Origin of the sequence: Streptomyces sp. NPDC048696 (genome assembly GCF_043198895.1) — a bacterium.
Classification (GTDB): Bacteria; Actinomycetota; Actinomycetes; order Streptomycetales; family Streptomycetaceae; genus Streptomyces.
In genome coordinates, this window is record NZ_JBICVJ010000012.1 from 15712 (window position 1) to 38264 (window position 22553).

The 22553-nt window shown below is 66.8% G+C and carries 36 protein-coding genes; 32 read left to right on the forward strand and 4 right to left on the reverse strand.

The features are described from left to right. Nucleotide 1: 1 nt before the first annotated feature. From ACGFRG_RS24715 to ACGFRG_RS24735, 5 genes are all read left to right on the forward strand, one after another. Nucleotides 2-2173 (forward strand): siphovirus ReqiPepy6 Gp37-like family protein, encoded by a 2172-nt coding sequence (locus ACGFRG_RS24715; RefSeq protein WP_393267293.1) that lies wholly within the window; start codon nt 2-4, stop codon nt 2171-2173. Nucleotides 2174-2192: 19 nt separating this feature from the next. After that, nucleotides 2193-3449 (forward strand): tail fiber domain-containing protein, encoded by a 1257-nt coding sequence (locus ACGFRG_RS24720; RefSeq protein ID WP_393267296.1) that lies wholly within the window; start codon nt 2193-2195, stop codon nt 3447-3449. Beyond that, the gene (locus ACGFRG_RS24725; protein WP_189295034.1) at nt 3439-3792 is read left to right on the forward strand and encodes a hypothetical protein; all 354 of its coding nucleotides are present in this window, start codon (nt 3439-3441) and stop codon (nt 3790-3792) included. The genes ACGFRG_RS24720 and ACGFRG_RS24725 overlap by 11 nt, the downstream gene beginning before the upstream one ends. A 76-nt stretch (nt 3793-3868) precedes the next feature. Next, nucleotides 3869-4636: a peptidoglycan-binding protein gene (locus ACGFRG_RS24730; protein ID WP_393267299.1), complete on the forward strand. Its 768-nt coding sequence runs from the start codon at nt 3869-3871 to the stop codon at nt 4634-4636. After that, nucleotides 4636-4854: a hypothetical protein gene (locus ACGFRG_RS24735; protein ID WP_189295029.1), complete on the forward strand. Its 219-nt coding sequence runs from the start codon at nt 4636-4638 to the stop codon at nt 4852-4854. Before ACGFRG_RS24730 ends, ACGFRG_RS24735 begins: the two co-directional genes overlap by 1 nt. Nucleotides 4855-4903: 49 nt before the next feature. Here the strand turns inward: ACGFRG_RS24735 and ACGFRG_RS24740 are convergent, their stop codons facing one another. The 3 genes from ACGFRG_RS24740 to ACGFRG_RS24750 all read right to left on the reverse strand — a co-directional run bounded on the left by ACGFRG_RS24740 (nt 4904) and on the right by ACGFRG_RS24750 (nt 7033). Then, nucleotides 4904-5317, reverse strand: a complete 414-nt coding sequence (locus ACGFRG_RS24740; RefSeq protein WP_393267302.1) for a hypothetical protein — start codon at nt 5315-5317, stop codon at nt 4904-4906. 72 nt (nt 5318-5389) lie between these two features. After that, on the reverse strand, nt 5390-6109 hold the full coding sequence (locus ACGFRG_RS24745; protein WP_393267305.1) for a hypothetical protein: 720 nt from the start codon (nt 6107-6109) through the stop codon (nt 5390-5392). A 48-nt stretch (nt 6110-6157) separates the two neighbouring features. Then, nucleotides 6158-7033 carry a hypothetical protein gene (locus ACGFRG_RS24750; protein WP_393267308.1) on the reverse strand — a complete coding sequence of 292 codons (876 nt, stop codon included), beginning with the start codon at nt 7031-7033 and terminating at the stop codon, nt 6158-6160. A 277-nt stretch (nt 7034-7310) separates the two neighbouring features. Here ACGFRG_RS24750 and ACGFRG_RS24755 point away from each other — a divergent pair, with 277 nt between their 5' ends. From ACGFRG_RS24755 to ACGFRG_RS24835, 17 genes are all read left to right on the forward strand, one after another. Continuing rightward, nucleotides 7311-7760, forward strand: coding sequence for a hypothetical protein (locus tag ACGFRG_RS24755; protein ID WP_393267309.1), 450 nt, complete (start codon nt 7311-7313; stop codon nt 7758-7760). A gap of 239 nt (nt 7761-7999) precedes the next feature. Beyond that, the gene (locus ACGFRG_RS24760) at nt 8000-8272 is read left to right on the forward strand and encodes a hypothetical protein (RefSeq protein ID WP_189295020.1); all 273 of its coding nucleotides are present in this window, start codon (nt 8000-8002) and stop codon (nt 8270-8272) included. 101 nt (nt 8273-8373) lie between these two features. Continuing rightward, entirely contained in the window at nt 8374-9210 is an 837-nt protein-coding gene (locus ACGFRG_RS24765; RefSeq protein WP_393267312.1) for a hypothetical protein, read from the forward strand. Nucleotides 9211-9259: 49 nt separating this feature from the next. Beyond that, complete coding sequence (locus ACGFRG_RS24770; RefSeq protein WP_393267314.1) at nt 9260-9724, forward strand: hypothetical protein; 465 nt, start codon at nt 9260-9262, stop codon at nt 9722-9724. Nucleotides 9725-9890: 166 nt separating this feature from the next. Further along, entirely contained in the window at nt 9891-10328 is a 438-nt protein-coding gene (locus ACGFRG_RS24775) for a hypothetical protein (protein ID WP_393267317.1), read from the forward strand. A 79-nt stretch (nt 10329-10407) separates the two neighbouring features. Further along, the gene (locus ACGFRG_RS24780; RefSeq protein ID WP_393267319.1) at nt 10408-11274 is read left to right on the forward strand and encodes an AAA family ATPase; all 867 of its coding nucleotides are present in this window, start codon (nt 10408-10410) and stop codon (nt 11272-11274) included. A gap of 59 nt (nt 11275-11333) precedes the next feature. After that, complete coding sequence (locus ACGFRG_RS24785) at nt 11334-11708, forward strand: hypothetical protein (protein ID WP_229851605.1); 375 nt, start codon at nt 11334-11336, stop codon at nt 11706-11708. After that, nucleotides 11705-11851 (forward strand): hypothetical protein, encoded by a 147-nt coding sequence (locus tag ACGFRG_RS24790; RefSeq protein WP_393267322.1) that lies wholly within the window; start codon nt 11705-11707, stop codon nt 11849-11851. The genes ACGFRG_RS24785 and ACGFRG_RS24790 overlap by 4 nt, the downstream gene beginning before the upstream one ends. Continuing rightward, nucleotides 11848-11988, forward strand: a complete 141-nt coding sequence (locus ACGFRG_RS24795; RefSeq protein WP_393267325.1) for a hypothetical protein — start codon at nt 11848-11850, stop codon at nt 11986-11988. Before ACGFRG_RS24790 ends, ACGFRG_RS24795 begins: the two co-directional genes overlap by 4 nt. Then, nucleotides 11985-12401: a CHC2 zinc finger domain-containing protein gene (locus ACGFRG_RS24800; RefSeq protein WP_393267328.1), complete on the forward strand. Its 417-nt coding sequence runs from the start codon at nt 11985-11987 to the stop codon at nt 12399-12401. Before ACGFRG_RS24795 ends, ACGFRG_RS24800 begins: the two co-directional genes overlap by 4 nt. Before the next feature lie 34 nt (nt 12402-12435). Then, nucleotides 12436-12903 (forward strand): hypothetical protein, encoded by a 468-nt coding sequence (locus ACGFRG_RS24805; RefSeq protein ID WP_393267331.1) that lies wholly within the window; start codon nt 12436-12438, stop codon nt 12901-12903. Beyond that, nucleotides 12900-13235: a hypothetical protein gene (locus tag ACGFRG_RS24810; protein ID WP_393267334.1), complete on the forward strand. Its 336-nt coding sequence runs from the start codon at nt 12900-12902 to the stop codon at nt 13233-13235. Before ACGFRG_RS24805 ends, ACGFRG_RS24810 begins: the two co-directional genes overlap by 4 nt. Continuing rightward, nucleotides 13232-13438: a hypothetical protein gene (locus ACGFRG_RS24815; protein WP_393267336.1), complete on the forward strand. Its 207-nt coding sequence runs from the start codon at nt 13232-13234 to the stop codon at nt 13436-13438. Before ACGFRG_RS24810 ends, ACGFRG_RS24815 begins: the two co-directional genes overlap by 4 nt. 4 nt (nt 13439-13442) lie before the next feature. Further along, on the forward strand, nt 13443-14636 hold the full coding sequence (locus ACGFRG_RS24820) for a hypothetical protein (RefSeq protein WP_393267339.1): 1194 nt from the start codon (nt 13443-13445) through the stop codon (nt 14634-14636). Beyond that, nucleotides 14633-14953 carry a hypothetical protein gene (locus tag ACGFRG_RS24825; protein ID WP_393267342.1) on the forward strand — a complete coding sequence of 107 codons (321 nt, stop codon included), beginning with the start codon at nt 14633-14635 and terminating at the stop codon, nt 14951-14953. The genes ACGFRG_RS24820 and ACGFRG_RS24825 overlap by 4 nt, the downstream gene beginning before the upstream one ends. Continuing rightward, entirely contained in the window at nt 14950-15333 is a 384-nt protein-coding gene (locus tag ACGFRG_RS24830) for a hypothetical protein (protein ID WP_393267345.1), read from the forward strand. The genes ACGFRG_RS24825 and ACGFRG_RS24830 overlap by 4 nt, the downstream gene beginning before the upstream one ends. Beyond that, nucleotides 15330-15692: a hypothetical protein gene (locus tag ACGFRG_RS24835; protein ID WP_393267348.1), complete on the forward strand. Its 363-nt coding sequence runs from the start codon at nt 15330-15332 to the stop codon at nt 15690-15692. The genes ACGFRG_RS24830 and ACGFRG_RS24835 overlap by 4 nt, the downstream gene beginning before the upstream one ends. A 159-nt stretch (nt 15693-15851) precedes the next feature. Here ACGFRG_RS24835 and ACGFRG_RS24840 read toward each other — a convergent pair whose 3' ends face one another. Then, nucleotides 15852-16067, reverse strand: a complete 216-nt coding sequence (locus ACGFRG_RS24840; protein ID WP_189294990.1) for a hypothetical protein — start codon at nt 16065-16067, stop codon at nt 15852-15854. 340 nt (nt 16068-16407) lie between these two features. Here ACGFRG_RS24840 and ACGFRG_RS24845 point away from each other — a divergent pair, with 340 nt between their 5' ends. From ACGFRG_RS24845 to ACGFRG_RS24890, 10 genes are all read left to right on the forward strand, one after another. Beyond that, nucleotides 16408-16635, forward strand: coding sequence for a hypothetical protein (locus ACGFRG_RS24845; protein WP_189296139.1), 228 nt, complete (start codon nt 16408-16410; stop codon nt 16633-16635). Then, on the forward strand, nt 16613-17125 hold the full coding sequence (locus tag ACGFRG_RS24850) for a DUF6879 family protein (RefSeq protein WP_189294988.1): 513 nt from the start codon (nt 16613-16615) through the stop codon (nt 17123-17125). Before ACGFRG_RS24845 ends, ACGFRG_RS24850 begins: the two co-directional genes overlap by 23 nt. Before the next feature lie 27 nt (nt 17126-17152). After that, nucleotides 17153-17998, forward strand: coding sequence for a helix-turn-helix transcriptional regulator (locus tag ACGFRG_RS24855; RefSeq protein WP_189294986.1), 846 nt, complete (start codon nt 17153-17155; stop codon nt 17996-17998). Nucleotides 17999-18092: 94 nt separating this feature from the next. Then, entirely contained in the window at nt 18093-18485 is a 393-nt protein-coding gene (locus tag ACGFRG_RS24860; RefSeq protein ID WP_393267353.1) for a hypothetical protein, read from the forward strand. Beyond that, nucleotides 18482-19021 carry an NUDIX domain-containing protein gene (locus ACGFRG_RS24865; RefSeq protein WP_189294982.1) on the forward strand — a complete coding sequence of 180 codons (540 nt, stop codon included), beginning with the start codon at nt 18482-18484 and terminating at the stop codon, nt 19019-19021. The genes ACGFRG_RS24860 and ACGFRG_RS24865 overlap by 4 nt, the downstream gene beginning before the upstream one ends. A gap of 392 nt (nt 19022-19413) precedes the next feature. Then, complete coding sequence (gene dapF / locus ACGFRG_RS24870; RefSeq protein WP_393267356.1) at nt 19414-20214, forward strand: diaminopimelate epimerase; 801 nt, start codon at nt 19414-19416, stop codon at nt 20212-20214. Next, nucleotides 20211-21296, forward strand: coding sequence for an ATP-grasp domain-containing protein (locus ACGFRG_RS24875; RefSeq protein WP_393267358.1), 1086 nt, complete (start codon nt 20211-20213; stop codon nt 21294-21296). The genes dapF and ACGFRG_RS24875 overlap by 4 nt, the downstream gene beginning before the upstream one ends. A 43-nt stretch (nt 21297-21339) precedes the next feature. Continuing rightward, nucleotides 21340-21864 carry a C39 family peptidase gene (locus ACGFRG_RS24880; RefSeq protein ID WP_393267361.1) on the forward strand — a complete coding sequence of 175 codons (525 nt, stop codon included), beginning with the start codon at nt 21340-21342 and terminating at the stop codon, nt 21862-21864. After that, nucleotides 21861-22232 (forward strand): glutamate ligase domain-containing protein, encoded by a 372-nt coding sequence (locus ACGFRG_RS24885; RefSeq protein ID WP_189294973.1) that lies wholly within the window; start codon nt 21861-21863, stop codon nt 22230-22232. Before ACGFRG_RS24880 ends, ACGFRG_RS24885 begins: the two co-directional genes overlap by 4 nt. Nucleotides 22233-22241: 9 nt before the next feature. Then, a complete protein-coding gene (locus tag ACGFRG_RS24890; protein ID WP_393267364.1) occupies nt 22242-22553 on the forward strand; it encodes a DUF6087 family protein in 312 nt (103 codons plus the stop codon).

Sequence of the window (22553 nt, forward strand, 5' to 3'; positions counted from 1 at the left end):
CGTGGAGGTCCGGGACAAGAACCTCACCCGGCTCGGCCTGATACGCCCCGAGGATCTCTCCCTGGAGCTCACCGACACCTTCAACAACGTCGGCACCTGGAAACTGGTCCTCGCCAGCGAGCATCCGCTCGCCGACACCCTGCGCACCCCCGGTTCGGGCCTGATCATCACCGGGCACGACGACGTGCTCATGTCCGGGCCCGTCGTCTCCTCCGAGTACGCGGCCACCCCCGAGGACCGGCGCGGAAGCATCGCCTTCGAGGGCGTCTCCGACACGGTCATCCTGTCCGACATGCTCGCCTGGCCCGAGCCCACCAACCCCGACGTGAGCAAGCAAAAGGCCGGGCACGACGAGCGAACCGGACCGGCCGAGACCTTGATGCACGCGTACGTCACCGCGAACTGCGGTCCGTCCGCCCCACCCGCTCGTCGCAGGGCAGGGCTCGTGATGGGGCCGAACCAGGGCCGGGGCCCGATGGTCAAGAAGAGCGCGCGATTCCCCGCACTGGGCGAACTGCTCACCGAGATCGCGAGCGTGGCCGCGCTCGGCTTCCGCATTGTCCAGCGCGGCAACCAGCTCGTCTTCGAGACGTACGCGGTCGCGGACCGCACGCGGGAGGTACGCCTTGACGTCCTGGCCGGCACGCTCGCCGGACAGCGCGTCTCTGTGTCGACGCCCGGCGCGACCCGCGTCATCGTCGCGGGTCAGGGCGAACAGGAAGACCGGACGCTCGTCCCCGTCGACAACACCACCTCCATCGGCGCCGAAGCAGACTGGGGGCGCCGCATCGAGAAGTTCGTCGACCAGCGCAACACCGACGACGAGAAGGAACTCACCCAGGCCGGCAACGAGGTCCTGGCCGACGCGGGCAGGACCTCAACCGCCGTACAAGCGGTGCCCGTTGAAGATTCGACGATGGAATTCGGCGTCGACTGGCGACTGGGCGACCGCGTGACCGTCGTCGCGGGGGGCCAGGAACTGACCGCACCCGTTACGGGTCTGGTCATCAAGGCCAGCGAAGACGGCTTCCACGTCGGCACTCTGCTCGGCGACCCGAGTTCCTTCGACCCCAACGCGGCAGCCACCGCGCAGGCGGCCACCACCCAGTCGCGAGTCTCCGCCCTGGAGCGAACAGCCGAGGCGTCTCCGCCTGGGCCCAGAGAAGTTTGGCCGGAGATCTTCACCCAGGCCAGTCCGCCCACCGCCTATCCAGACGGCGCCAGCGTCATGTTCCTGTCCGCCGAGCAGGCCACGGCGGGCGGCTGGGACTTCGGCGGGAAGTACGGGCACGTCACCACCCGCAAAGAGTCGTGGGGCGACGCCTCCCAGACATGGAGTCGCGTCCACGCCGCCACCACCCCGCACGAGGAGTGGGTACGGGGAGGCAACGCCAAAACCGGCTGGTCTCCCTGGCGCATGATCACGTACAAGCAGATCCTCTCGCCCGACACCATCACCCAGGCCACCGACCCGGCCGCCTATCCGTACGAGGACTCACGCCTGTACCTCGACTCGGCCGCGTCCAAGGCCGGGGGCTGGAGCTTCGCTCCGATGGGCGGCTACGTGTGGACCACCGGCACGACGACCGGTTACACCACCCAGCGCTGGTCCCGCACCCATGGCGGCGCCGAGCCGCATGAGGAGTGGGTCCGCGGTGGCTCCCCTTCGTCTGGCTGGTCACCCTGGCGCCAGACCGCCTTCCGCGACAACACCGCGCGCGGCCTGGTCGCCCTCGCTCCCCTGAGCGCCTCCGCCTACGTGGGCGACACCCCCGCCCTGATCTACTACTGGACCTTCCCAGCCGAAGCCCGTCGCCTGTACCGCTTCGGGCTGCGCATCACCTCGGTCGACACCGACGGCACGGGCGACTCCGGGTCGGGCACCCGGTACGCGAAGCAGTCTGGATACACGGCCGTGCGATGGGCCTCCGGAACCTCCGTCACCGCATCCAGTCCCGCACTCGGCGACATGCTGACCACGACCTTCAACGACGACTCGGACTCCTCCAGCGGCCTGTCCGCCACCTTCCACCTCAACGGACCGCCCGCCGGAATGACCACCATCGGCGTCTTCTTGAACGCCCGACGCTCGGCGGCCACCTACGGGCAGGTCCGCTACCTCACCGGGGCCGGGTCGGAGCTGTTCATCGAAGACGTGGGTCCGGCCTTCTGACACAAAGGAACACCTCTTCTTGGCAATCACGTCCTTCCCCTTCGACTCCCAGGCCGTCACGGAGAGCCAATATGGCTACCTCTTCCGGGAGTTCCAGGACTCCGGCGTCGTCGCCGCGTACGACAGCCCCGGCTTCCATGTCAGCGCAGGCAACGGCATGACCGTGACCGTGCAGCCCGGTCTCGCGATCCTGCGCGGTCACATGGTGCAGTCCACCGCGACCGAGACGCTGGCCATACCTGCGGCCGGCACGAACACCCGCGTCGACCGGGTAGTCCTGCGGCTCGACCCCGCCTCCAACTCGATCACCTTGGCCGTCAAGGCGGGCTCGGCAGGGTCGTCCACTCCCTCAGCCCTCAGCCAGACCGACACCGGCATCTACGAGATGGCGCTCGCCAACGTGGCCGTGTCCGCCAGCGTCACGACGATCACGAGCGCGGATGTCTCCGCGACTCGGCCCGTGGTCGGCCACCGGGTCGGCGTCTGGGCCACGTCCACCCGCCCGTCCTCTCCGCGCAAGGGGCAGCTCGGCTTCAACAACACCCTGGCTCGGTGGGAGTGGTGGGACGGCTCAGCCTGGGCCGATCTGGCACCGACCGTCTCGTGGGCGTCCCTCACGGGCAAGCCCTCCACGTTCGCGCCGTCTGCCCACTCGCACGCGTGGGGGGACATCACCGAGAAGCCCGTGGTCTTTCCCGTGGCCGAGCACGGCCACCATTGGGAAGGCGTCTATGGCAAACCGTCGTACTTCCCCCCGACGTCCCACAGCCACTCATGGGGACAGATCTCCGACAAGCCCGGGTCGTATCCCCCGTCCGGACACTCGCACGGTGAGTACCTCACCTCCGGCAGCACGATCTCCTGGGCCAACGGCTCGAAGATGCCGCACAACAACAGCGCGAGCGGCTCCGGTACTTGGTACGCGGTGTGGGTGGAGGGGGACGGGACGTTCTGCCGGAACACGTCCTCCATCCGTTACAAGGAAAACGTCCGGGACATCGGAATTGACCCGGCCGCCGTCCTCGCATTGCGTCCCCGCGTTTACGACCGGAAGCCGACCGAGGACAAGCCGCAGTCACGCAAGGACGAGTACGGCCTGATCGCGGAAGAGGTCGCAGAGACACTTCCCGAGATCGTCACGTACGACGAGGAGGGACGTATCGACGCCCTCCGGTACGACCTGCTTGGTGTTGCCCTGCTGCCGGTCGTTCAGGACCAGGCCCAGCGAATTGAGCGCCTGGAGGCCCTCGTCGAGGAACTTGCCCGTGCAGCTTGAGCCCTCCGTGCAGGTGGCTCTCGTCTCGGCTGGCGGCGCTGTCGTCGCAGCCCTCGTCGGAGTCCTCGTCGAGCTCGTACGGAGACAGGGCACCGCTCTGGCCGAAGTGCGCGAGCACGCGCAGGAGGCGCGCGAGCAGGTCTCCAACGACCACTCGACGAACCTGCGGGACGACGTGGACCGCGTGATTCGGGGACTCGATCGCGTCCTCGACGGCCAGGCCCAGCACAGCCGGGACATCGCTGCCCTGCGTACAGACCTCGCCCACGAGAGGACAGAACGCCTCGTGGTCGCCGAGCGACTCGATGCGCACATCACTACTTCTGTCCCCAACCCCATCTGAGTCAAATCCCCTGCATTTGGGCCCCGTTCCGCACTTGCGGACGGGGCCTTCGTCATGTCCCGAAGGAGTAAGTCACTTGGGCAACGCCCAGACCGTTATCAACATCGCCAAGGCTGAGGTCGGCTATCACGAAGGCCGATCCAATGGGCACTGGAACAACTGGCAGAAGTACAGCCCGGCCGTCCCCGGCCTGGAGTGGAGCCAGAACCAGGCGTGGTGTGCCACGTTCGTTTCCTGGTGCGCCATGAAGGCCGGCCTCTCCGGCCTGTACCCGCGTACCGCCTCGTGCTCCACGGCCGTCGACTGGTTCAAGAGCCGCAACCGGTGGAGCGCCTACCCGGCGGTCGGCGCCATGGTCCTGTTCGGGGCTGGGGGCGGCACCCACACCGGCATCGTGTACGCCTACGACTCCACGTACGTCTACACCATCGAAGGCAACACCAACGACTCCGGCAGCGCGGAGGGCGACGGCGTGTACCTGAAGAAGCGCGAGCGCCGCAGCTCGTACGTTTACGGGTACGGCTACCCGGCCTTCGCCGAGGGCATCGACTCTGCGGACCCCGCCTGGAAGAGCAGCAAGGACCAGGGGGACAACACCCCGTTCCCTGGCCGGCAGGCGTTCCGTCTCGGCCAGTCCCACCCGGCCGTGACCGTCCTCGGCAAGCGGCTCGTCGCGCACGACTTCGGCCGCTTCTACTCCGAGGGGCCGGGACCGCGCTTCACCGAGGCGGACCGCAAGGCGACCGAGGCGTTCCAGCGGGCGCAGGGTTGGAGCGGCTCGGACGCGGACGGCTATCCGGGCCCGTCGACCTGGGCCCGCCTGACGGCTCCGGCAGGTCGCTGATGAGCAAGATGCAGATGCCCGGTTCCAAGCCCATCTCGCTGGTGAGCCTGCTGCCCGTCCGCTACCGCACGCGCGTCGGTGCGGTGCTGTCCGCGGTGGGTGTCGCGGTGTCCATCGCCGCCATCGTCTACGCCGACAGTCCCGAAGTCGCCGTCATCGTGCAGATCCTGACGGCGCTGGGGGTGGTCGCTCCGAGCGATGACGACACCGAGGAGTAACCGAATCCCCCCGCTGACCCGTGTGGTCGGCGGGGGGATTTCCTGCGTTTCAGCTACCGTCCTTGGCCCGTGCTGCGGCCTTCTCTGCTTCGATCTGCTCCGGGGTCAAGGTGCGGGCACCGAGACTCTTCCGACGGGTGGCCGTCTTCTTAGCCGTCGTCTTCTTCGCGGTGGCCTTCTTCGCTGGCGCCCTCTTGGCAGCCGCCTTCTTGGCCGGGGCCGCCGGTTCGCGTGCCGGCCGGGCCGTCTCCCTATCGTGCCCTTGCGGCCCGTCGAGGGTCACCGCGGCTTCCGGGGCAGCGGCCTCGGGCTCGAAGAAGAGCGCGACGACCGGGGCAGCGTCTTCGACGCAGAGATCCTTACGGACGGGCTCCGTGTCCCCCACGGCGAGCAGGTACTTCTGCGCGGGCCTGTCCTGTCGCTTGCAGACATCGCAAACAACCATGGTCACTGTTACTTCCACTTCTCCGCGTCTCCTCGCCGTGCGGGACTCATCGTGAGGATTGTCCCGCACGGCGAAGGTTGGCGGCGTTGATCAGCCGGTCGGGGCGTCGTTGAGCATGGCGAGGTAGCGGGAGCCCTGGCGGCGGTGCCGTCCCATGGCCTTCGCGAGATTGGGGCCGTTCACTTCCTCGCCCTGGGCTCGGAGGGTCTCGGCGGCCTTCTTCAGATCCTCGATCGAGGGCCCGGGGCGTCCGGGGCGGCGCCGGGCGCGGGCCTGGGCCACCTCGTCGACGGGGACCTCGATGTCAAGGGCCTCCTGCTGGGGCTCCTCCTGCGGCTCGTCCGGCCGGGGCTCGTGCGACACCTCCTCCAGGTACTCGCTCGCGTGCGTGTCGAGCTGCGGCTCGACGACGGCTTCCTGGCGGGCGGCCCGGATGATCATGTGGGCGACGTGGCCGACAACGATCGCGGGCACCGAGGAGACGGCGGCGGTCAGCGCCATGGAGGACTGCATGTCTCCGGCGGCGATCCAGTGGGCCACGACCTGACCGGACAGTGTCATCGTCAGCGCGCAGATCGCCCCGACGATGGCCGTGCCTCGGCCTTTCTCGCCCTTGCGCCTGGTCTCGACGAACCAGACGGCGAAGGCCGTGTAGACGGACATGCAGACCGGCATGCCGGCCGCGACGAGTTCGCCCCATCCGGCGACGCGGGCGAGCTGGTACTCACCGGGGGCCGACATCATCAGGGCGACGACGAGGACCAGGCCGCCGAGGACGTAGGCGTACCAGGGCAGGCGGGAGCTGGGCATTGGGTGTTCCTATCGGGGTGCGCGGTGAGAGGTGTGCGGGGGCGCTGGTCAGGCGCGGGCGGTCTTGCGGGCGCGGATGGCGGCGATCAGTTCGGCCCCAGCTCCGGTGACGTGGCCCAGGAGGTCGCCGTCAGGCTCGGCGTCACGGGCGAGCTCAGTGAAGAGCGGCGGCGGCGCGATGCCAGCGCAGACGGCGCAGATGCCGGAGTCCTGTCCTGCGGGCAGGAGTCGGCCGCAGCCGTCCGCGCAGTCGGCGTAGGTCTTCCACTGGCGGCGCGGCTCGGGCATCTTGCGCTGAAGCCGGTCGGCGACGAGCTTCGCGGCGGAGTACACGCGCTGCGGGAGGCCCTGGGTGGTGGCGTCGGTGATCTCGGCGATGGTGGCGCCACGGCTGAGCCATTCGGCCGCAAGGGGTGCGAGCGCGGTGGTCTGCTTGGTGGTGAGCTTCAGGCGGCTGTCGACGGAGCCGAGGCGGGCCAGGAGCCGTACGGCCTCTCGTGTGTGCTGCGCGCCCCCTTCCCCGCGGTCAGCCGGAGCGCCCTCGGGCTCAGCGTCCGGGGAAGCGGGAGGGGTCTTGTCTTCGTTCTTAGAGACAAGATCCTTAACTCCCGAAGGGAGGCTTCCCGCAGGGCCAGGCGTCGGGGCGCCGGTTCCCGGCATGGCGGGAGTCGGAAGGAAGGTCTCCTGCGGCGTGTCGAACACATAGGTGTCCGTACGTACGCGGCCTCGATCGTCCCGGTAGGTGTGCCGGAAGTAGTAGCCCTTGGAGATCAGCTCGTCCACGGCGTCCCGGATGCCTTTGCGGCCGATCTTGGGGTTCTTGTCGGCGAGCTTGCGTACGTCTTCGTCGGCGCCGTCGGGAAGGCTCAGCAGGTAGCCGAGGATGCCTCGGGCTGTGAAGGACAGCTCACGGTTGCGGAGCACGTCATTGCCCACGATCGTGAAATGGGCACGTCGAGGGGTACGCTGAATACGCACTGGGAGCTCATATCTCCTGGTGTAGTACCCGAAAGCGTTCGCGCGCTGCCGGGTAGAGGCCCCGGACAGCGTTGGAGCGCTGACCGGGGTCATTTCTGTGTGCCGTCAGCGTTGGAGCGCTGACGATCATGGTCTTGTTACAGTTTGACAGCTCAAAGACCGCTGCGCAACTATGTAACAAGAGTTGGACCCTGAGCAGGACTTCACCTGAGACGAGAGACCAGTGGGAGCCAAGAAGATCGTCGACGAGTCCGAGGTACTTCGCTGGTTCGAGGAGAACCGCACGTACGACTGGATGATCGAGACGTACGAGAAGAAGTACGGGATCGAGACCACCCGAGGCATGTGGGCGACGTTTCGCCGTCGTCGCGGGCTGGACCGTCGCAATGTTCGAGATGACGAACTGATCCCCTGGAAGGTGAACGAGGAGCATCGGTACGCGTACCCCGTACTGATGCTGCGCGCCGAGGCGCGCCGGAAGGCCGGCAAGGAGCTGACCCCGGAGGACACCAAGCGCCTAGCCTCCTGGAAGGCCGACCTGAAGGCGGAGGACGTCGTTGTCCACTACGACCCGGAGCACCCGGACGGCTGGTTCTACGTGCCCCGCACCGAAGGCGACGCGGAGCTGATCCATCCGCCCGCAACGAAGACGGGCAACAAGGCGCAGGACTGATCCTGTCGTACTCGAACGAATGTTCGCATCATCCCCCTGTCGGAGATCCGGCGGGGGGCTTCTCGTTCTCGGGGTGGACATCGGACGTAGTCCTTCCGTATAGCCTTAAGTCGCCCTTAAGGGGCAGGTCAGGGGCGTGTGGGGGATCACAGACTAAACGCAGAAATCCGACTTGACGGAAATTTTCCCTAGACATAGAACTGGGTTAGTTACAGATTTACAGAAGGAACATAGCTGCCATGAGCGCAACTGTGTCCCGGGGGGACACTTCGCGCGTCGCCGAAGGCGCCGTGCTGTACGTCAACGAAGAAGAGTGGGACTACCACCTCACCTTCGACCAGGACGTGACGACCACTGTGGTGCGCTCAGCTCTCGAAGCCATCCGAGCCCGCGGCCTGGAGCCTCTCGACGAGAGCGAGGGTGAGCCGTTCTTCCTTGGTGACGGGCGTATCCGCATGGACCTCGCCCGATGCGTTTTCGATCAGGACACCTACCTCGAAGGAGCCGCTTAACCATGAGGTTTGTCGACATCATCGCTCCTTCCCCAGGGGTACCCCGCGACGGCTGGGACCGCCCGCTCGTCGTCCCCAAAGGGGGTGGGAAGCCAACCGCCTTGACCCGGACGACCACCTTCATCGACGCGATCGAGGACAAGAGCTCCTTGACCGCCTGGGGCAAGCGCATGACCCTCGTGGGCGCCGCCCGACAACCCTCCATCCTGAACGCCGTACGCGACCTCAACCCCGACGACGCAGCCGACAAGCGGCAGCTCAACGCACTGACCGAGCGGGCCGTCAGCCTTTCCGGCGCCAACGCCAAGCGCGAGCGCGGAACCCACCTCCACACCTTGTCCGAGTACGTTGACCGCGGGGACCCTCTGCCCGCCGCCACCTCGGAACTCGACCTGCGGGACATGTCCGCCTACATGGCCGCGACAGTCGACTTCGACATCCGGGGCGTCGAACAGTTCGTCGTGGTACCCGAGTTGGCCGTCGGCGGCACGTTCGATCGACTGCTGTCCTACAGCGGGCCCGGCCCGGACGGCGAACCCCTCGACGGGCTCTTCATCGGCGACCTGAAGACGGGCTCCGTCCAGTACGGCGCACTGAAGATGGCGTCCCAGCTCGCGGTGTACTCGCACGGCGAGTTCTACGACCACACCCTCTTCCCCGTGGACAACTCGGACCGCAAGGCGCTGGCGGCCTGGAAGAAGGCGTCCGTGCCGGCCGAGGAGGCAGTGACGGCGTACGCGCCACTGCCCGAGGTATCGCAGCAGTGGGGCATCATCATCCACCTGCCTGCGGGCTCTGGCGAATGCACCCTGTACTGGGTGAACTTGGAGATCGGTTGGCGTGCCGCCAAGCTGTCCCGCGACATCCGGCAGATGCGTGGTGTGCGCGACGCCATGCGCCCCTGGGTGACCCGGATCACGCACTCCACGGCCGCTTGACTCGACCACAGGTGTTAACCTGTAACAGAAGATTGGAGAGAACGACGGAGTGAGTGAGTCGCACGAGTACGGCATCGCCGTAACGATCAAGTACGGCAAGGGCTACGAGGACACCTGGGCAGTCTTCCGCGGACCCTCGGAGGTCGTCCGCAAGCAGATCATCGACTACTTCGGGTTCGAGTGTGAACCTGTTACTAGCCTAACGCTCAGCGAGTTGGTCGTCGAGGCGACGAGCATCGCGCACAGCACCGGCAACATTGCCGGCCTGCTGGGCGGGCGGATCGTCGCCACCGAGGCCCCTTTGGGTGAGGACGACCCGTGGGCGGCTGCAAGTGCCACACCGGCGCCAGCGGCGAAGGAAGAGCCGAACGGCTGGATTCTCGGCGAGATCGCCAAGCAGACCAGCGTGGCCGACCTCCAGAAGGTGTGGGCCGCCAACCAGTCGTTCTTCGCCGACCCGGCTGTCATGACCGCCTACAAGGCCAAGGGCCGGGCGCTGAAGCAGGTCGAGTGAGAGCCGCTCGCCCCGCCCTCGCCGTGACCATCGCCGCAGCCTTGCTCGCGGCATCCATCTGGACCTGGGTCGCAGCCCCATGCGGGCTGTGCACCCCCCTGAAGGCGGGCGACGTACCCGCCCGCTGCATCAACGAGTGAATCCCCAGAACCAGGAGACAGACTTAGTGACTCTGAACTTCATCGACATCCCCACCCAGGGCGGCGGCTGGTTCAAGCCGAAGGACAACGTGGACGCCATCGCGATCCTCGTTGAGGTGAACTCCTTCGACCGGCAGCGCCCCACCCCGAACGGGCCGAAGGACTCGGCCCTCTGCGACATCTCCGTCTTCAAGTCCCGCGAGCAGCTCGCAGCGCTCAGCCCCGAGATCACCAAGGGCACCCGCGTGGAACAGACGCTCCTCGCCCGCGACCTTGAGACCGTCGTCGGTGGCGCGACCATCGTCACCGTGACCCAGGTGCCCCCGAAGCGTCCGGGCGCACATCCGGCATGGGTCTGGCGTCCGGTTGCGGACGCCTCGGTCCGCCAGGCCGTCATCGACTACGCCACGAAGCGCGAAGCCGCGGTAGCCGAGGCCGTCGCCGACGCGCCCGACTTCGACTGACACCGCGAGGTGCGGGGGCTGACCTGCGGGTCGGCCCCCTCTCGCCCCTGGTCCTACTTCCCGAGAGGAGAGCTCCGAATTGCTCACCCCAGCAAGGTCACTCGCCCTCCATGCCGAGTCCGGCAAGGAGCTGCCGCGCGTCGAGGCGTTCGAGGCCCTGTATGCGATGGGCTGCCGCCCCCGGCATGGCGAAGTCATCATGATCGCCGGAAGGTCCGGTACCCAGAAGTCGGGCTTCGCGCTGTACTGGGCGGCCCAGATGAACGTGCCCACGTTGTACTTCAGCGCCGACATGTCGGCCTTCACGGCGAGTTCGCGCCTGGCGAGTATGGCGACCGGTGACACGACGGAGATGGTGGAGGCCGGGATGGCGGCCGGTGGCCGGCATCGCCAGGAGTACCTGTCCTCACTCGCGGGCTCGAACATCACCTTCTCCTTCGGTAGCCCGATCACCTGGAGGTCGGTGGACGAGGAGCTGGAGGCGTTCATCGAGCTGTGGGACGCCTTTCCGCAGCTCTTCGTCTTCGACAACCTGATGGATTTCGAGGGCGCAGAGAGTGATTACACCGAGCAGATGGCGGTGATGTCGGGGCTGACCGAGTTGGCCCGTGCGACCGGAGCCACGGTCATGGTGCTCCACCACGCCAGCGACAAGTCGTGGGAGGCGAAGAGCGACCCGTGGGCTCCGCCCAGCCGGGATCAGGTCAAGGGCGGCTTGAGCGAAAAGCCCGAGCTGTCGCTGTCCGTGGCGCTCGATCCGACCTCGCACGAGTACCGCGTCGCGGTGATCAAGCAAAGGATGGGGCCCTGCGACCCGACAGCGAAGCGGTACGCGTCCATGCGTTGCCACCCGGAACTGACCCGGTTCTCCAAGCTGGAGACGCGCATCCCCGTCGCGTCGCCCTCCCAGCCCTGGTCGCCGACGAAGATCCTCAACGCCGCCTAACGTGTTAACCTGTATCGAGCCCGCAGAAGCGGGCATTTCTTTGACGGAGATGTAAACCTGTGACTGAGATAGCGATGCGCAACAAGGCCAACCGGCGCAAGGGCGCCGTGTGGGAGACGGATCTGCGGGAGGGCCTGCGGGCCCTCGGGGAGGACGTCGAGAGCCTGCGCCTGGCCGGCATCGAAGACGAAGGCGACATGGTCATCCGCGAGGACGATGGCCGCTTCCTGGTGATCGAGGCCAAGAACGCGAAATTCGAGCCCGGCCCCTTCCTCGACGAGGCGATGCGCGAGCGCGAGAACTTCGCCAAGCACCGCGGCCTGGACGCGGACCTCGTCGATTCCGTGGTCGTCGTCAAGCGGCGCGGGAAGTCCTGGCGCAAGGCTTTCGTGCTCACCACGGTCGAGGAGTATTTCGACCTGGACCCCGAGTGATCACGTACGAGGAGGAAGCCGAGCTGGTGCGTATGGCCAAGGAGCTAGGCGACCTGTTCCTCGAATTCGCACAGCCGCAGGGACTCGGCGACCTTGGCTATGACACCATCGGCGGCTTCTTTCGGGGGGAGCAGATCGCGTGATCCCGGCCGAGGAAGCATGCGGCTTCGACGCCTTTCTCGACTGCCTCAACGACCCCGAGTTCGACGGGCAACTCCTGGTGGAAATCGAGGAGTTCTATGACGTTCCGATGGCTGACCTGGACTGGATGCTGCTATGAGCTTCAGCGAAAACCACGACGCGAAACCGACGCTCGAAGCCGTCTTCGAGCACTACGACGTCGACTACAACGCCGAACGGTCCATCGGTATGACCCGCTGTCCGCTGCACGAGGACAACACCCCGTCGTTCTCGTACAACCTCACCCGGCAGCTGTGGAAGTGCCACTCCTGCCAAGCGGGCGGTGACAGCTACGAGTTCCTCATCCGCTACGCCACAACCGTCCTTGAGAAGGAGATGACCTTTGTCGGAGCGAAGTCCCTTGCAGCCTCTCTCGGACTCGCAACGCAAGACGCTGGAGGAGGCGACAGCCACCTATCAGGCAGCGCTTACGGCGGACGCCGCCAGGTACCTGCTGGATCGCGGGATCGGAAGGGCCGAAGCGGCTACGTACCGGCTTGGCGTCGTCGGTGACGACGCCTTCCCTGGACACGAGCGATTCCGCGGGATGCTCGCCATCCCCTACCTGGGGCGTGCCGGCCAACCGCTGACCATCCGCTTCCGGTGCCTGCTGGAGCACGATCACCGCGCGCACCACCACGGCAAGTACAACACCATCACCGGGGACCCTCCGAGGATGTACGGCGTGGATTCCATCCACGCGGCCGGGGACACCATCGACGTGACCGAGGGCGAGCTCGACAGGGTCGTCCTGCGCATGCTCGGCCTGCATGTCGTTGGCCTTCCTGGCGCTTCCCTCTGGCTGCCCCGCCACCGCCGGATGCTCGCGGGTTTCAACGTCGTGCGCGTCTGGGGCGATCCGGACGATGCCGGCGCGGAGTTCACCTCGAAGGTCTGCCGTTCTCTTCCTCGCTCCGCGCGAGGCATGCGGCTGCGGATCGGCGACGTGTCCGAGACCTACAAGCAGGGAGGCACTCAGTCCCTACTGAACGTGATCAAGGAGAGTGAGAAGTGACCGAGTTGAGGACGAAGCGGCCGGCGCCCGTGACAGCGATCCTGGCCGAGGTCCGCGCAGCCCGGAAGTCCGTCGAGGACCGCACCGTTCCCGTGGCCGGAGGACATCGCCCCCACAAGGGCCGAGCTCACCACCTGCATGAGGCGAGCCGGTGGCGGACGATCAGCGCCAGCCGGGACCTCGACGGAGTACCCGGTTGGGATTCGACTCTCCTCGCCGCGGCCTTCGGCACCCTCGCCGAGCAACGGCCGGAGGACGCACGTGCCGGGCTCGTCCACCTGGCCGCCCTCGCTGTGGCGGCCGTCGAGTCGATCGACAGGGAGGCCGCGTGAGCGAGGCACTGCCCGGACAGCCCGGCCCAACCCTCCAGCGCATCTATGACGAACTGGGGCCCGACGAGCGCGAGTCGGTGGTGATCCGGCTCCTCGACGGCTCCTCCGCAGAGCGGCTCGCGCTCGTTCTCCGCAAGCACGGACACCGCGTGTCCGCCTCCACCATCCGCACGTACCGCCGATCCCTTCAGGAGGATGTGTAAACCTGTGACTGACACTCTGCTGGCCGACCTGCTCGCCACGCCGACCCCGCCCCCTGTATCCAGCCGTCAGGCCGATCCCGAACGCGACTACACCCGACAGATTGAGGTCTCCGGCGACGCGGCCGAGGTCACCGTGCGAGGCCCTGCCGAGATGGACCCCGACTCCTCGGCCGCCGACGTGCTCCGCGCTCATCACCTTGACCCTGCCGACTGGGACGTGAAGGCGTTCCGAAGTTCCGAGTGGACGATGCCGAACGGCGAGCTCGGCGTCTCCACCCGCTTCACCTTCGCGCGACGCCAGTCCGTAGAAGCACAGCGGCCGAGCCTGGACGAGCTCCTGGCCCAGGTCGACCAATACGACCCGCCCCGCCTGCTGACCGCCCAGCGACAGGGCGACCACACCCTGATCATCGCGCTTGGAGACATGCAGTTCGGGAAGGCGGATGGCGACGGAGTGGCCGGCACGCTCCAGCGCACAATCTCCTGCATTGACAAGGCCGCCGACCTGCTCGCCGAGTACCGCAAACGCTTCTCGATCGGGCACGTCCACCTCGCCTGGCTGGGCGACCACATCGAGGGCTACCAGTCGCAGAACGGCGCGAACGCATGGCGGACCGCCCTCACGTTGACCGAGCAGATCCGTATCACCCGCCGGGTGATGGCGCACGCGGTGCTGCGTCTCGCGCCGCTCGTCGAGCGCCTCACCGTCGCGGCCGTACCGGGCAACCACGGCGAAGCCGTCAGGTTCAACGGCAAGGGCGTCACGAGGTACGACGACTCCCACGACACCGATGCCCTCGTCGCCGTCCAAGAGGCCGTCTCGCTCGCCCCGGACGAGTTCGGCCACGTCGAGTTCTTCGTGCCCGACACGGACGAGCTGACTGTGGTCGTCGAGTGCTCAGGAACCATCGTGGCGCACGCCCACGGGCACCAGTGGCGCAGCGGAAAGCACTTCGAGTGGTGGAAGGGCCAGAGCTTCAACAAGGCCAGCGCCATGCACCAGGCCGATGTCCTCCTTGCTGGCCACCTCCACCACGAGTTCGTGGACACGGACGGACCGAGGACGTTCATCCAGATTCCGGCCATGGAGTCCGAGTCGACGTGGTGGCGGCACCGCACCGGCACGGTCGGCGCCCCCGGACTGATGCTCCTGATCACCCGGGACGGCGAGGTCCCCGTGAAGGAGGTGGTCCGGTGAGCGAATCCGCGGACTGGTCAGTCCTCTCCCCCGACGTGATGGCCGTCGCTGGCCGTGCCGCCCGGCGCATCGCGGACGGCTACGAGGACCGGCTCACGATGGAGTACGACGACGCCTTCCAGGAGGCCGTCCTCATCCTGGCGACGAAGGCCGCGATGGTGCGCGAGTGCCTGAACGACCCGGGCCTCGGACTCGGCGTGCTGCACCACCGGCTCGTGCTCGACCTGACGGACAAGATCAAGACGCAGGCCCGGCACCGAGCCCGGCACACCTCGTACGAGGCGGCCTGCGAGCGTGTCGGCGCGGGTGAACGATGAGCGGCTACGACCGGCGCCTGGTCGAGCACCTGTTGCCGGCCGTGTGGGACGTGGAAGCGGCCTACGGCATCCGCAATCCCCAGGCTCCGGACGCCGATATGCCGAAGGGCACCGTCGACAAGAAGGCCGCGGGCATCCTGTTCGCCCACCTCGCCGACATCCGACAGGCGTGGAGGACGTGCGAGCTGTCACTCGGCGAGCGCCGGGCGCTCTTCCTGCGGTACTCCCTCGACTGGCCCGACAGCCTGATCGCCGCCCGTGACGGCGTGACTGACCGGGCCGTGCGGTACCGGCTCGAACGCGGCGTCGGCAAGATCGCCGCCCACCTCAACGGCACTGACTACGTGGATGGCTACGACCAGATGGAGGCTACGGCTTGAGCGAGCTTATGCCCGAAGGGGCGATCGAGTATTGGGACGTCGCCACCCGCACGTACTACGAGCGCCGCGAGGACGGGACGGCCCTCTCGCGGCCGTACAACGAGGCGGAGAACGCGCAGGCGGATGCCCAGACGAACCGGCGGGCGCTAGTTGATCGGGTGCTCGCGGCGTCGCGGGCCACCGCAGACGACATCGCCGAGAACGCGGTGTTCCTCACCAGGTGGGAGCCGACGAGCGCTGAGATCCTCCAACAGGTCCAAGCTCTGACGCGGCAGAGCACACGACAGGGCGAAGGGCTGTCGGACCTGACTCGGCTCGCGCTCAGTCGGCTGGGGTCAACCGCGCTGGTGGTCGAGTAACGAGTCGCCGCCCGCTAGCTCCGAGGCGGCTAGGGCCTGTCCGATGGGTCGCGTGGCAGGGTGGAGAGGGAGTCGTTCCGTCCGGCATGGGGCGGGATGTGACAGGGGTGGGGTGGGCTTACTTGGCTTGCGCCCGCAAGCGTCAGCCGCGCGACCTGATCACGGCACGTCGATGTGCCCGACGGGCGATCCGACATTGTCTCCGATGTTGTGCTGCCTCCAGGCAGCGTCGACCTCGTCCTTGGTGATGTTGTCGGCGCCCGGGGATTCCTTGCGCGCCTTTTCGAGCGCCGCGCCGGTGGTCATCCCGCCCTGCGTCATGTAGCTGATGGCCTTGGCGATGATCGCCGCCAGCTGTTGCGTCTTCGTTGCCATGGTGCAGCCCTCTCGCTCGTCACTGATTGTCACGAGTAAATCACGGAGAGGAGTCGCTTGCCTATCCGCTGCACCCATTCAGGTGACAGCCGGACCCGCCGGGCAGGCCTTAGGGGGCGGCGTACCTGGCTTGATCAACTCGCGGCTGCGAGAGCATCAGTGATCCGGCCACGGCTGCAAGAACGCGGCTGATCTTCATCTCCCTCTCATGCCGCAGGGCTCATAGCCTGCTGCCTTCAACACCGCCGCCCTGGCAAGTTCTGGCAAGTTTGTCGCCTGTCACCAGAGTTAGGGGCAAGCTCTGGCACATCGATCGTTACCTTCAACGGAGGTGGACATCATGGCCCTGCGTAAGCTCGGGAAGGACCCGGAGAGTCCGAGCGGCGGCTCGCCCACGGTCTATCTGGATGACGTGAAGAACACGTACCTCGTCCAGGGGCTGAAGGTCGAAGACGCCGAGCGTCTCAAGCAGATGGACATTCCGGGCCACGAGTCGGTGGTGGAGATTCCCCGGCGCATGGTGCAGTTCTTCTTGGAGGTGAAGGGTGACGAAGATCCCGACGTTTGAGGAGCTGTTTCGCGACTGCCAGCGGACAGCGGTCCACCTGGAGATGCGCGATTCGTACATGCGGTCGGACCCGGCCTTCGTCGACTGGAAGGCCGGAGTGGCACTCGACCCGGCTGAGCGCTGGGCCGACTGGCACACCATCGTCACGGAGGCAACGTCACGTGGCGTCGAGGTTCGACGCGCCCGTATCGTTTCAACACCAGTCAGCGAGTACATCCGCTTCGAGTACGACGTGACGGACGGGCTGAACATCGCTGCCGGCGAAAACGTGCGGTGGCTCTCGCGACGCCAGGCGACCGACATCGCGCTTCCGGGCAACGACTTCTGGGTGTTCGACTCCAGCCTCGTTCTCGTCAACTACTTCGACGGCGAGGGCGAGAACATGGAGCTCGAACTCACAGAAGACCCAGAGGTAGCGAAGCTCTGCGAGTCGGCCTTCGAGGCCGTGTGGAAGCGGGCAACTCCGCACGTAGAGTTCGAGTTGGCCTGACAACCCGAACTGCACTGTCACACTGACATGACATCGCCATCTTCGAGCGTCCAGGAAGCCCGCAAGGCGCTCGGACAACGCATGGCCGAGATCCGGCAAACAGCCGGACTTACCAAGCGTGCGCTGGCCCACAACCTGGGTTGGCATGAGTCGAAGGCATCGCGCTTCGAGAGCGGCACCCGTGCCCCCTCGGAGCGCGACCTTCGTGATTGGTGTTCCGCATGCGGCGCGGATGGTGAGGCCGAGGATCTCATCACCACAGCCCGCGGGATTGAGGGCATGTACGTCGAGTGGCGCAAGATGGAACGCCACGGCCTCAAGTGGGCGCAGGAGTCGGTTGTTCCCCTCTGGGAGCGCACCCAGCGGTTCCGCATCTACTCGCCGTGGCTCATCCCCGGCCCCGTACAGACGTCCTCGTACATCAAGGCGCTCCTGACCTCCATTCGCGACCGCCGGGGACTCGTCGACGACGTGCCGGCGGCTGTTGCCGTGCGCATGGAGAAGCAGAAGGTCGTCTACGGCAACCACAAGTTCGCCATCCTTCTCGAAGAGAGCGTTCTGCGCTGTCGCATCGGCGGCTCGGACGTACTGGCTGGCCAACTCGGTTATCTGCTCAGCGCCATGGCGCTCCCCTCCGTGAGCATCGGCATCATCCCCCAGGACGCGGACCGCTCAAATCTCTGGCCTGTCGAGGGGTTCTTCCTCTATGACGACGAGATCGTGAACGTCGAGCTCGTCTCGGCCCATCTCACCGTCGTCCAGAAGCACGAACTTGCCATGTATGCCAAGACGTTCAGCGACCTGGCGGAACTTGCCGTCTATGGCGTCGCCGCCCGTGAACTCATCACCGCAGCCATCGATTCTCTAGGGTGAACGCCTGGCAAGTTCAGGCACGTTCGTGGAGCACTCTCTACCCCCCTTCTTAGCTTGATTAGCACCGCTCAAAACTTGCCCGAAGGGGGCAGTGATGGCTTTGGCAAGTACCGGCAAGGCGCTAGGGACGGCCGGGGGCGCTGCGGTCGGCAACCTCAACCTCCCCATCGATGTCGAGGGGATCTCCTCGCGCACCGAATCCGTCCTCGCCATGCGGATGGACACCACGACTCGCGCGGCCATGGACGGCGCCACCCCGGCCATCGTGGGTCACCTGAACCTCCTGCTTTGTGAGGAGCTCGGCGCGAACGAGGATCAGGACGTAGAGGTACTGGTCCGCAAGGGATACAGCCTGATCGACTACACGCGCCGACCGTCCGAGAGCACCCCCACCTTCGGCGCGTACATCTACATGCGGGACGCCGCCCTTCTAACTCGACGGCTCCTGTGGATCTACACGCAGCGCAACGGGCTGGGTGCGCCGTGAGTGTCGGGGAGGATCAGATCGTTCGGGAGCTCAATCGCTACATCCACAGACACCCGGAAGATCAGATGGCCTTGATGCCGGCCTACGACGCAGCCCTCGACCACTCGCGCCGTCAAGCCTGCACCCACAGCCAGCGCTGCCCCCTCGTCATGGCGGCTGCCGTCGTCGTCGACGAACAGGATCGCGTCCTGTGCTTGCGGTACGAGAGGGGCTTTGCCCTCGCAGAAGCTGAGCCGGAAGACGAGGACAACTCCCTTGCCGAAGCGGCTCTCCGCCTCTTGGCTGAGGAGGTCGGCATCCGGGACGTGTGGACGCAGCCCGCCGACGAGGGCCCCTTCTTGGTCGACGTAACGGAACCGAGACGACACACGTACGGGCCACGCCTGCGCGTTGGGTTCCGCTACCTCTTCCGAGCGCACTCGGGTGCGGTCTTCCCCTCGGCTATCGAAACGGGCGCGGCGTCCTGGGTGCCTCTCGCAGAGATCGGCATCACGTCACTGCGAAGCCGCCTGGAAAGCCTTCTGATCGGAATCTGATGAGTCACCGAAACCACCAACTCGCGTACGTCCTCAGTCTCGTAGTTCTCGGCGGGGCCCTTTTGCTGGGCATCTGGAGGGGCTGAGTGTACGAGCGCAGGACCGAGGAGCAGCCCGCCATCCCTCCTCCGCCCGTCGGAACGGTGAAGGCAATGAGGCCGCCAGCAGATGTCCGCGTTGGCGACTTCATCTACCTCGACGGCAAGTACCAACGGGTCCAGGACATGCGGTCGGCCGGCACCGCGGCCCACCGTGTCCTGCTCTTCGCTGGACGCCCCCCGTGGACCATGCGACGGGCCCAGGACACCTTCCGTCCCGCGTCGCCTCACTGATCGCGGCTCACCAGGGCTTAGCGCCATCCGTCTCACCCCCATCACGCGAGGAGCTTCGCCATGCGCTTCCGCAAGATCCATGGAGCGGGGAACGACTTCATCCTCCTCTCCGACCCCGAGCCCGGCAGCCAGAAGGACTGGCCGAAGGAGGCTGAGCGCCTCTGCGCCCGACGAACTGGTGTCGGCGCGGATGGTCTCGTCATCAGCAGCCTGATCAGCAAGGCGCCCGCGCTTCTCGAAGTCGAGTGCTTCAACGCCGACGGCTCGATCGCCACGATGTGTGGCAACGCTCTCCGGTGTACCGCCTGGGCCGCCCATCGCGACCACGGCTTCGGAGAGATGGGCCTGCGCATGGCGGGAGTGACGCACGAGGCGCTCGTCAAAGACGACTCCATCTGGGTCACCGCCGAGGTCGGCGTGATCCAACCCCGGCGAGTGCACACCGTCATCCATGGCAAGCCGACCTGGTTCGACAGTGCCCACACAGGCACCGAACACGTGGTCGCCGTTGTCGACGATGTAGAGGCCATCGACGCGGTCATGGTCGGGCGCCTTGTCCGCCACCACGCCGACCTGGCCCCTCTGGGGACGAACGTCAACTTCGTCCAGGCCCTCGGAAACCAAGCCCTCAAGATCCGGACGTACGAGCGCGGGGTAGAGGAAGAAACCCTCTCCTGCGGCAGCGGAGCCGTTGCGGCCGTCGTCATCGCCACTATGCGCGGGCTCGTGGCACCGCGCGCCGTCACCGTTCACAACCGTGCCGGGGAGCCGCTCACGGTCCGGCCGCACAGCAACCGACCCCACCGGACCCAGTGGGTCGGAGGTCCAGTCACCAACACCTTCGAAGGGGTGCTCGCATGACTCTCTTCCTCACCTCCAGTTCGGAACGCGCGGTGCAGAAGGCCGCCACTTCCCTTCGCGACTGGCAGCGCGACCGACAGGGGCTCCACGTCGCTCTGATCTACGGACCGGTGTCTGCCGAGGACCGGCTCTACCACTCGAAGTGCCCCGTGGACCAGCGCTCCGTGACCGCCCTGTCCGAGGCCCTGGACGACATCGGAACCCAGTGGAAGGTACTGAACCCCTGCGAGCCCGACTTCATCACGGAACTGGCCGCATACGACGTGGCCCTGTCCAACCTCCACGGCCCCTTCGGCGAGGACGGCCGGTTGCAGGGCCTTCTCGACTACTTGCGCGTGCCCTACTGCGGCAGCGGGGTACAGGCATCCGCAGTGGCCGCGGACAAGATCCTCTGCAAGCGAGTGATGCTGACCCTCGGCATCCCGACCCCCGCGTGGCGCGTCTGGTCGGGCGGCCCGGCGAACTGGAACGGCCGCCCCGTGATGGTCAAGCCTCCCTCCGGCGGGTCCAGCGTGGGCATGAGCCTCGTACGCGACCCGTTGGACCTGCCCCGAGCTCTGGCGGACGCTGTCGGCACGGAAGGCGGCGAAGTGCTCGTCGAGGACTACGTGACCGGCACACCGCTGACGGTGGGTCTTCTGGAGCTGCCGGGAGGCCCGGTCGTCGTCTTCCCGCCGCTGACCACGGAGGCGACCGAGGCCGACTTCTACGACGCCGACACCAAACTCGACGTGAACTCCAAGGGCGCCGTCGCCGTGCGGGCCGCAGAGCTGTCGCCTGATGTGCTCGACAAGATCACCAGCGACGCCCGCGTCCTGTGGGACGGGATCGGCCTGCGCGGCTCGGCACGCATCGACTTCGTCCTCACCGAGATGGGTGAGCCGTACGTGCTGGAGGTCAACAGCACGCCGGGCATGTCCCGAGACAGCAACTTCGCGGTAGGGGCAGCGATGGTCGGGCTCACGCACACGGACGTCGTGCTGGCCATGCTCCACGAAGCCCTTGCCCGGCCGCCGTACGATGTGCCCCTGCCCGCTCCCGTATTCGCCCGCTCGACTTCGGTACGGGAGGCTGCTGCCTGACCCGTAGGAGTCCGCCGCTGTGCCGCGCGTCCACGAAGTCCCCATGTGTCGTCAGCTCATCACCTCTCCGGAGTGGGTTTTCCACGGGGGGTGGGCTCTGGGAGACAGGATCGAATGGTCCAACCGGGCGTGCGGCCTAGCGTCGCTGAGAATGGTCCTGCTCGCCTATGGCCGCGAGGCACCCACCGTCACCGAGCTGCTGAAGCTCGCGGTCAAGCACGAGGTTCTGACGCCCCGTGGAGCACTCCACGCCGGGATCGCGAGCCTGGCCACTGACCTCGGAGTCCCATCCACCGCTGAGCCCATTCCCGTCGAGGAGCTGCCGGCACGACTCGACTCAGCACCACTGATCGTGTCCGTGACCGAGCAGCTCCCCGACGACGGCCGCAAGGGCGGCCACCTGATCATCCTTCGCGGCTACGAGGGTGGCCCAGATCCGACCATCCACTTCCGCGACCCATCGGCCTGGGGCCAGGAGCACGACCACGTTCCGCTCAGCCGCCTGGCCCACTCGTACACCGGCCGCGCGATCACCTTCGCGCCCCTGAACGACGGAGAGTCTCGATGACCGAGGCAGACGGCGGAACGCCCCAGGCCGAAGGCGGCCGGACGATCGCCGTACTCGGAGAGATGCTCGAACTGGGCGACGAGGCTGTGGAGGCACACCGCAAGGTCGGACGCATGGCCGGTGAACTCGGCGTCGACATCGTGATCGGCGTTGGCGGCGACATGGTGAAGCAGCTCGTTCTCAGCGCGGGCGAGGCCGGTGTGGAACAGCTCGCGCTGGTCGCCGACAACGCGACCGCCGCCGACTTCCTCGAAAAGATCCTCCTCCCCGGCGACAAGGTGCTCGTCAAAGCCTCACGAGGCGGGATGTTGTGGCAGGTCGCCCAGCGGCTCACTGGACAGCCCGTCACGGGGCTCGGGGACCACTAGGTTGGCAGGATGGACGACGAACCACTGGAGGAGTGGGCGGAGCGCCGAAAGGCGAAGATCGGCCGTCTACGCGCAGTTCCTATCGTCTCGGGCTACGGCCCCAAGGGCTCGCATCTGAATCCGAATACTCCCCGCGTCATCGAGCGGTGGAATGGGCACGCCTGGGAGCCGTGCGCGTTCGCGGCCAACCTCGCTGAGACAAAACGCATCCTGTACCCCGAGGCCCAAGAGCCGCCAACTCCGGGTCCGGCGCCGAAGCCCCTTGGCTCAGGCACCGGCAAGCACCGGAAGCCCCAGGCGCCCAGGTCTGACCGGCGCTGA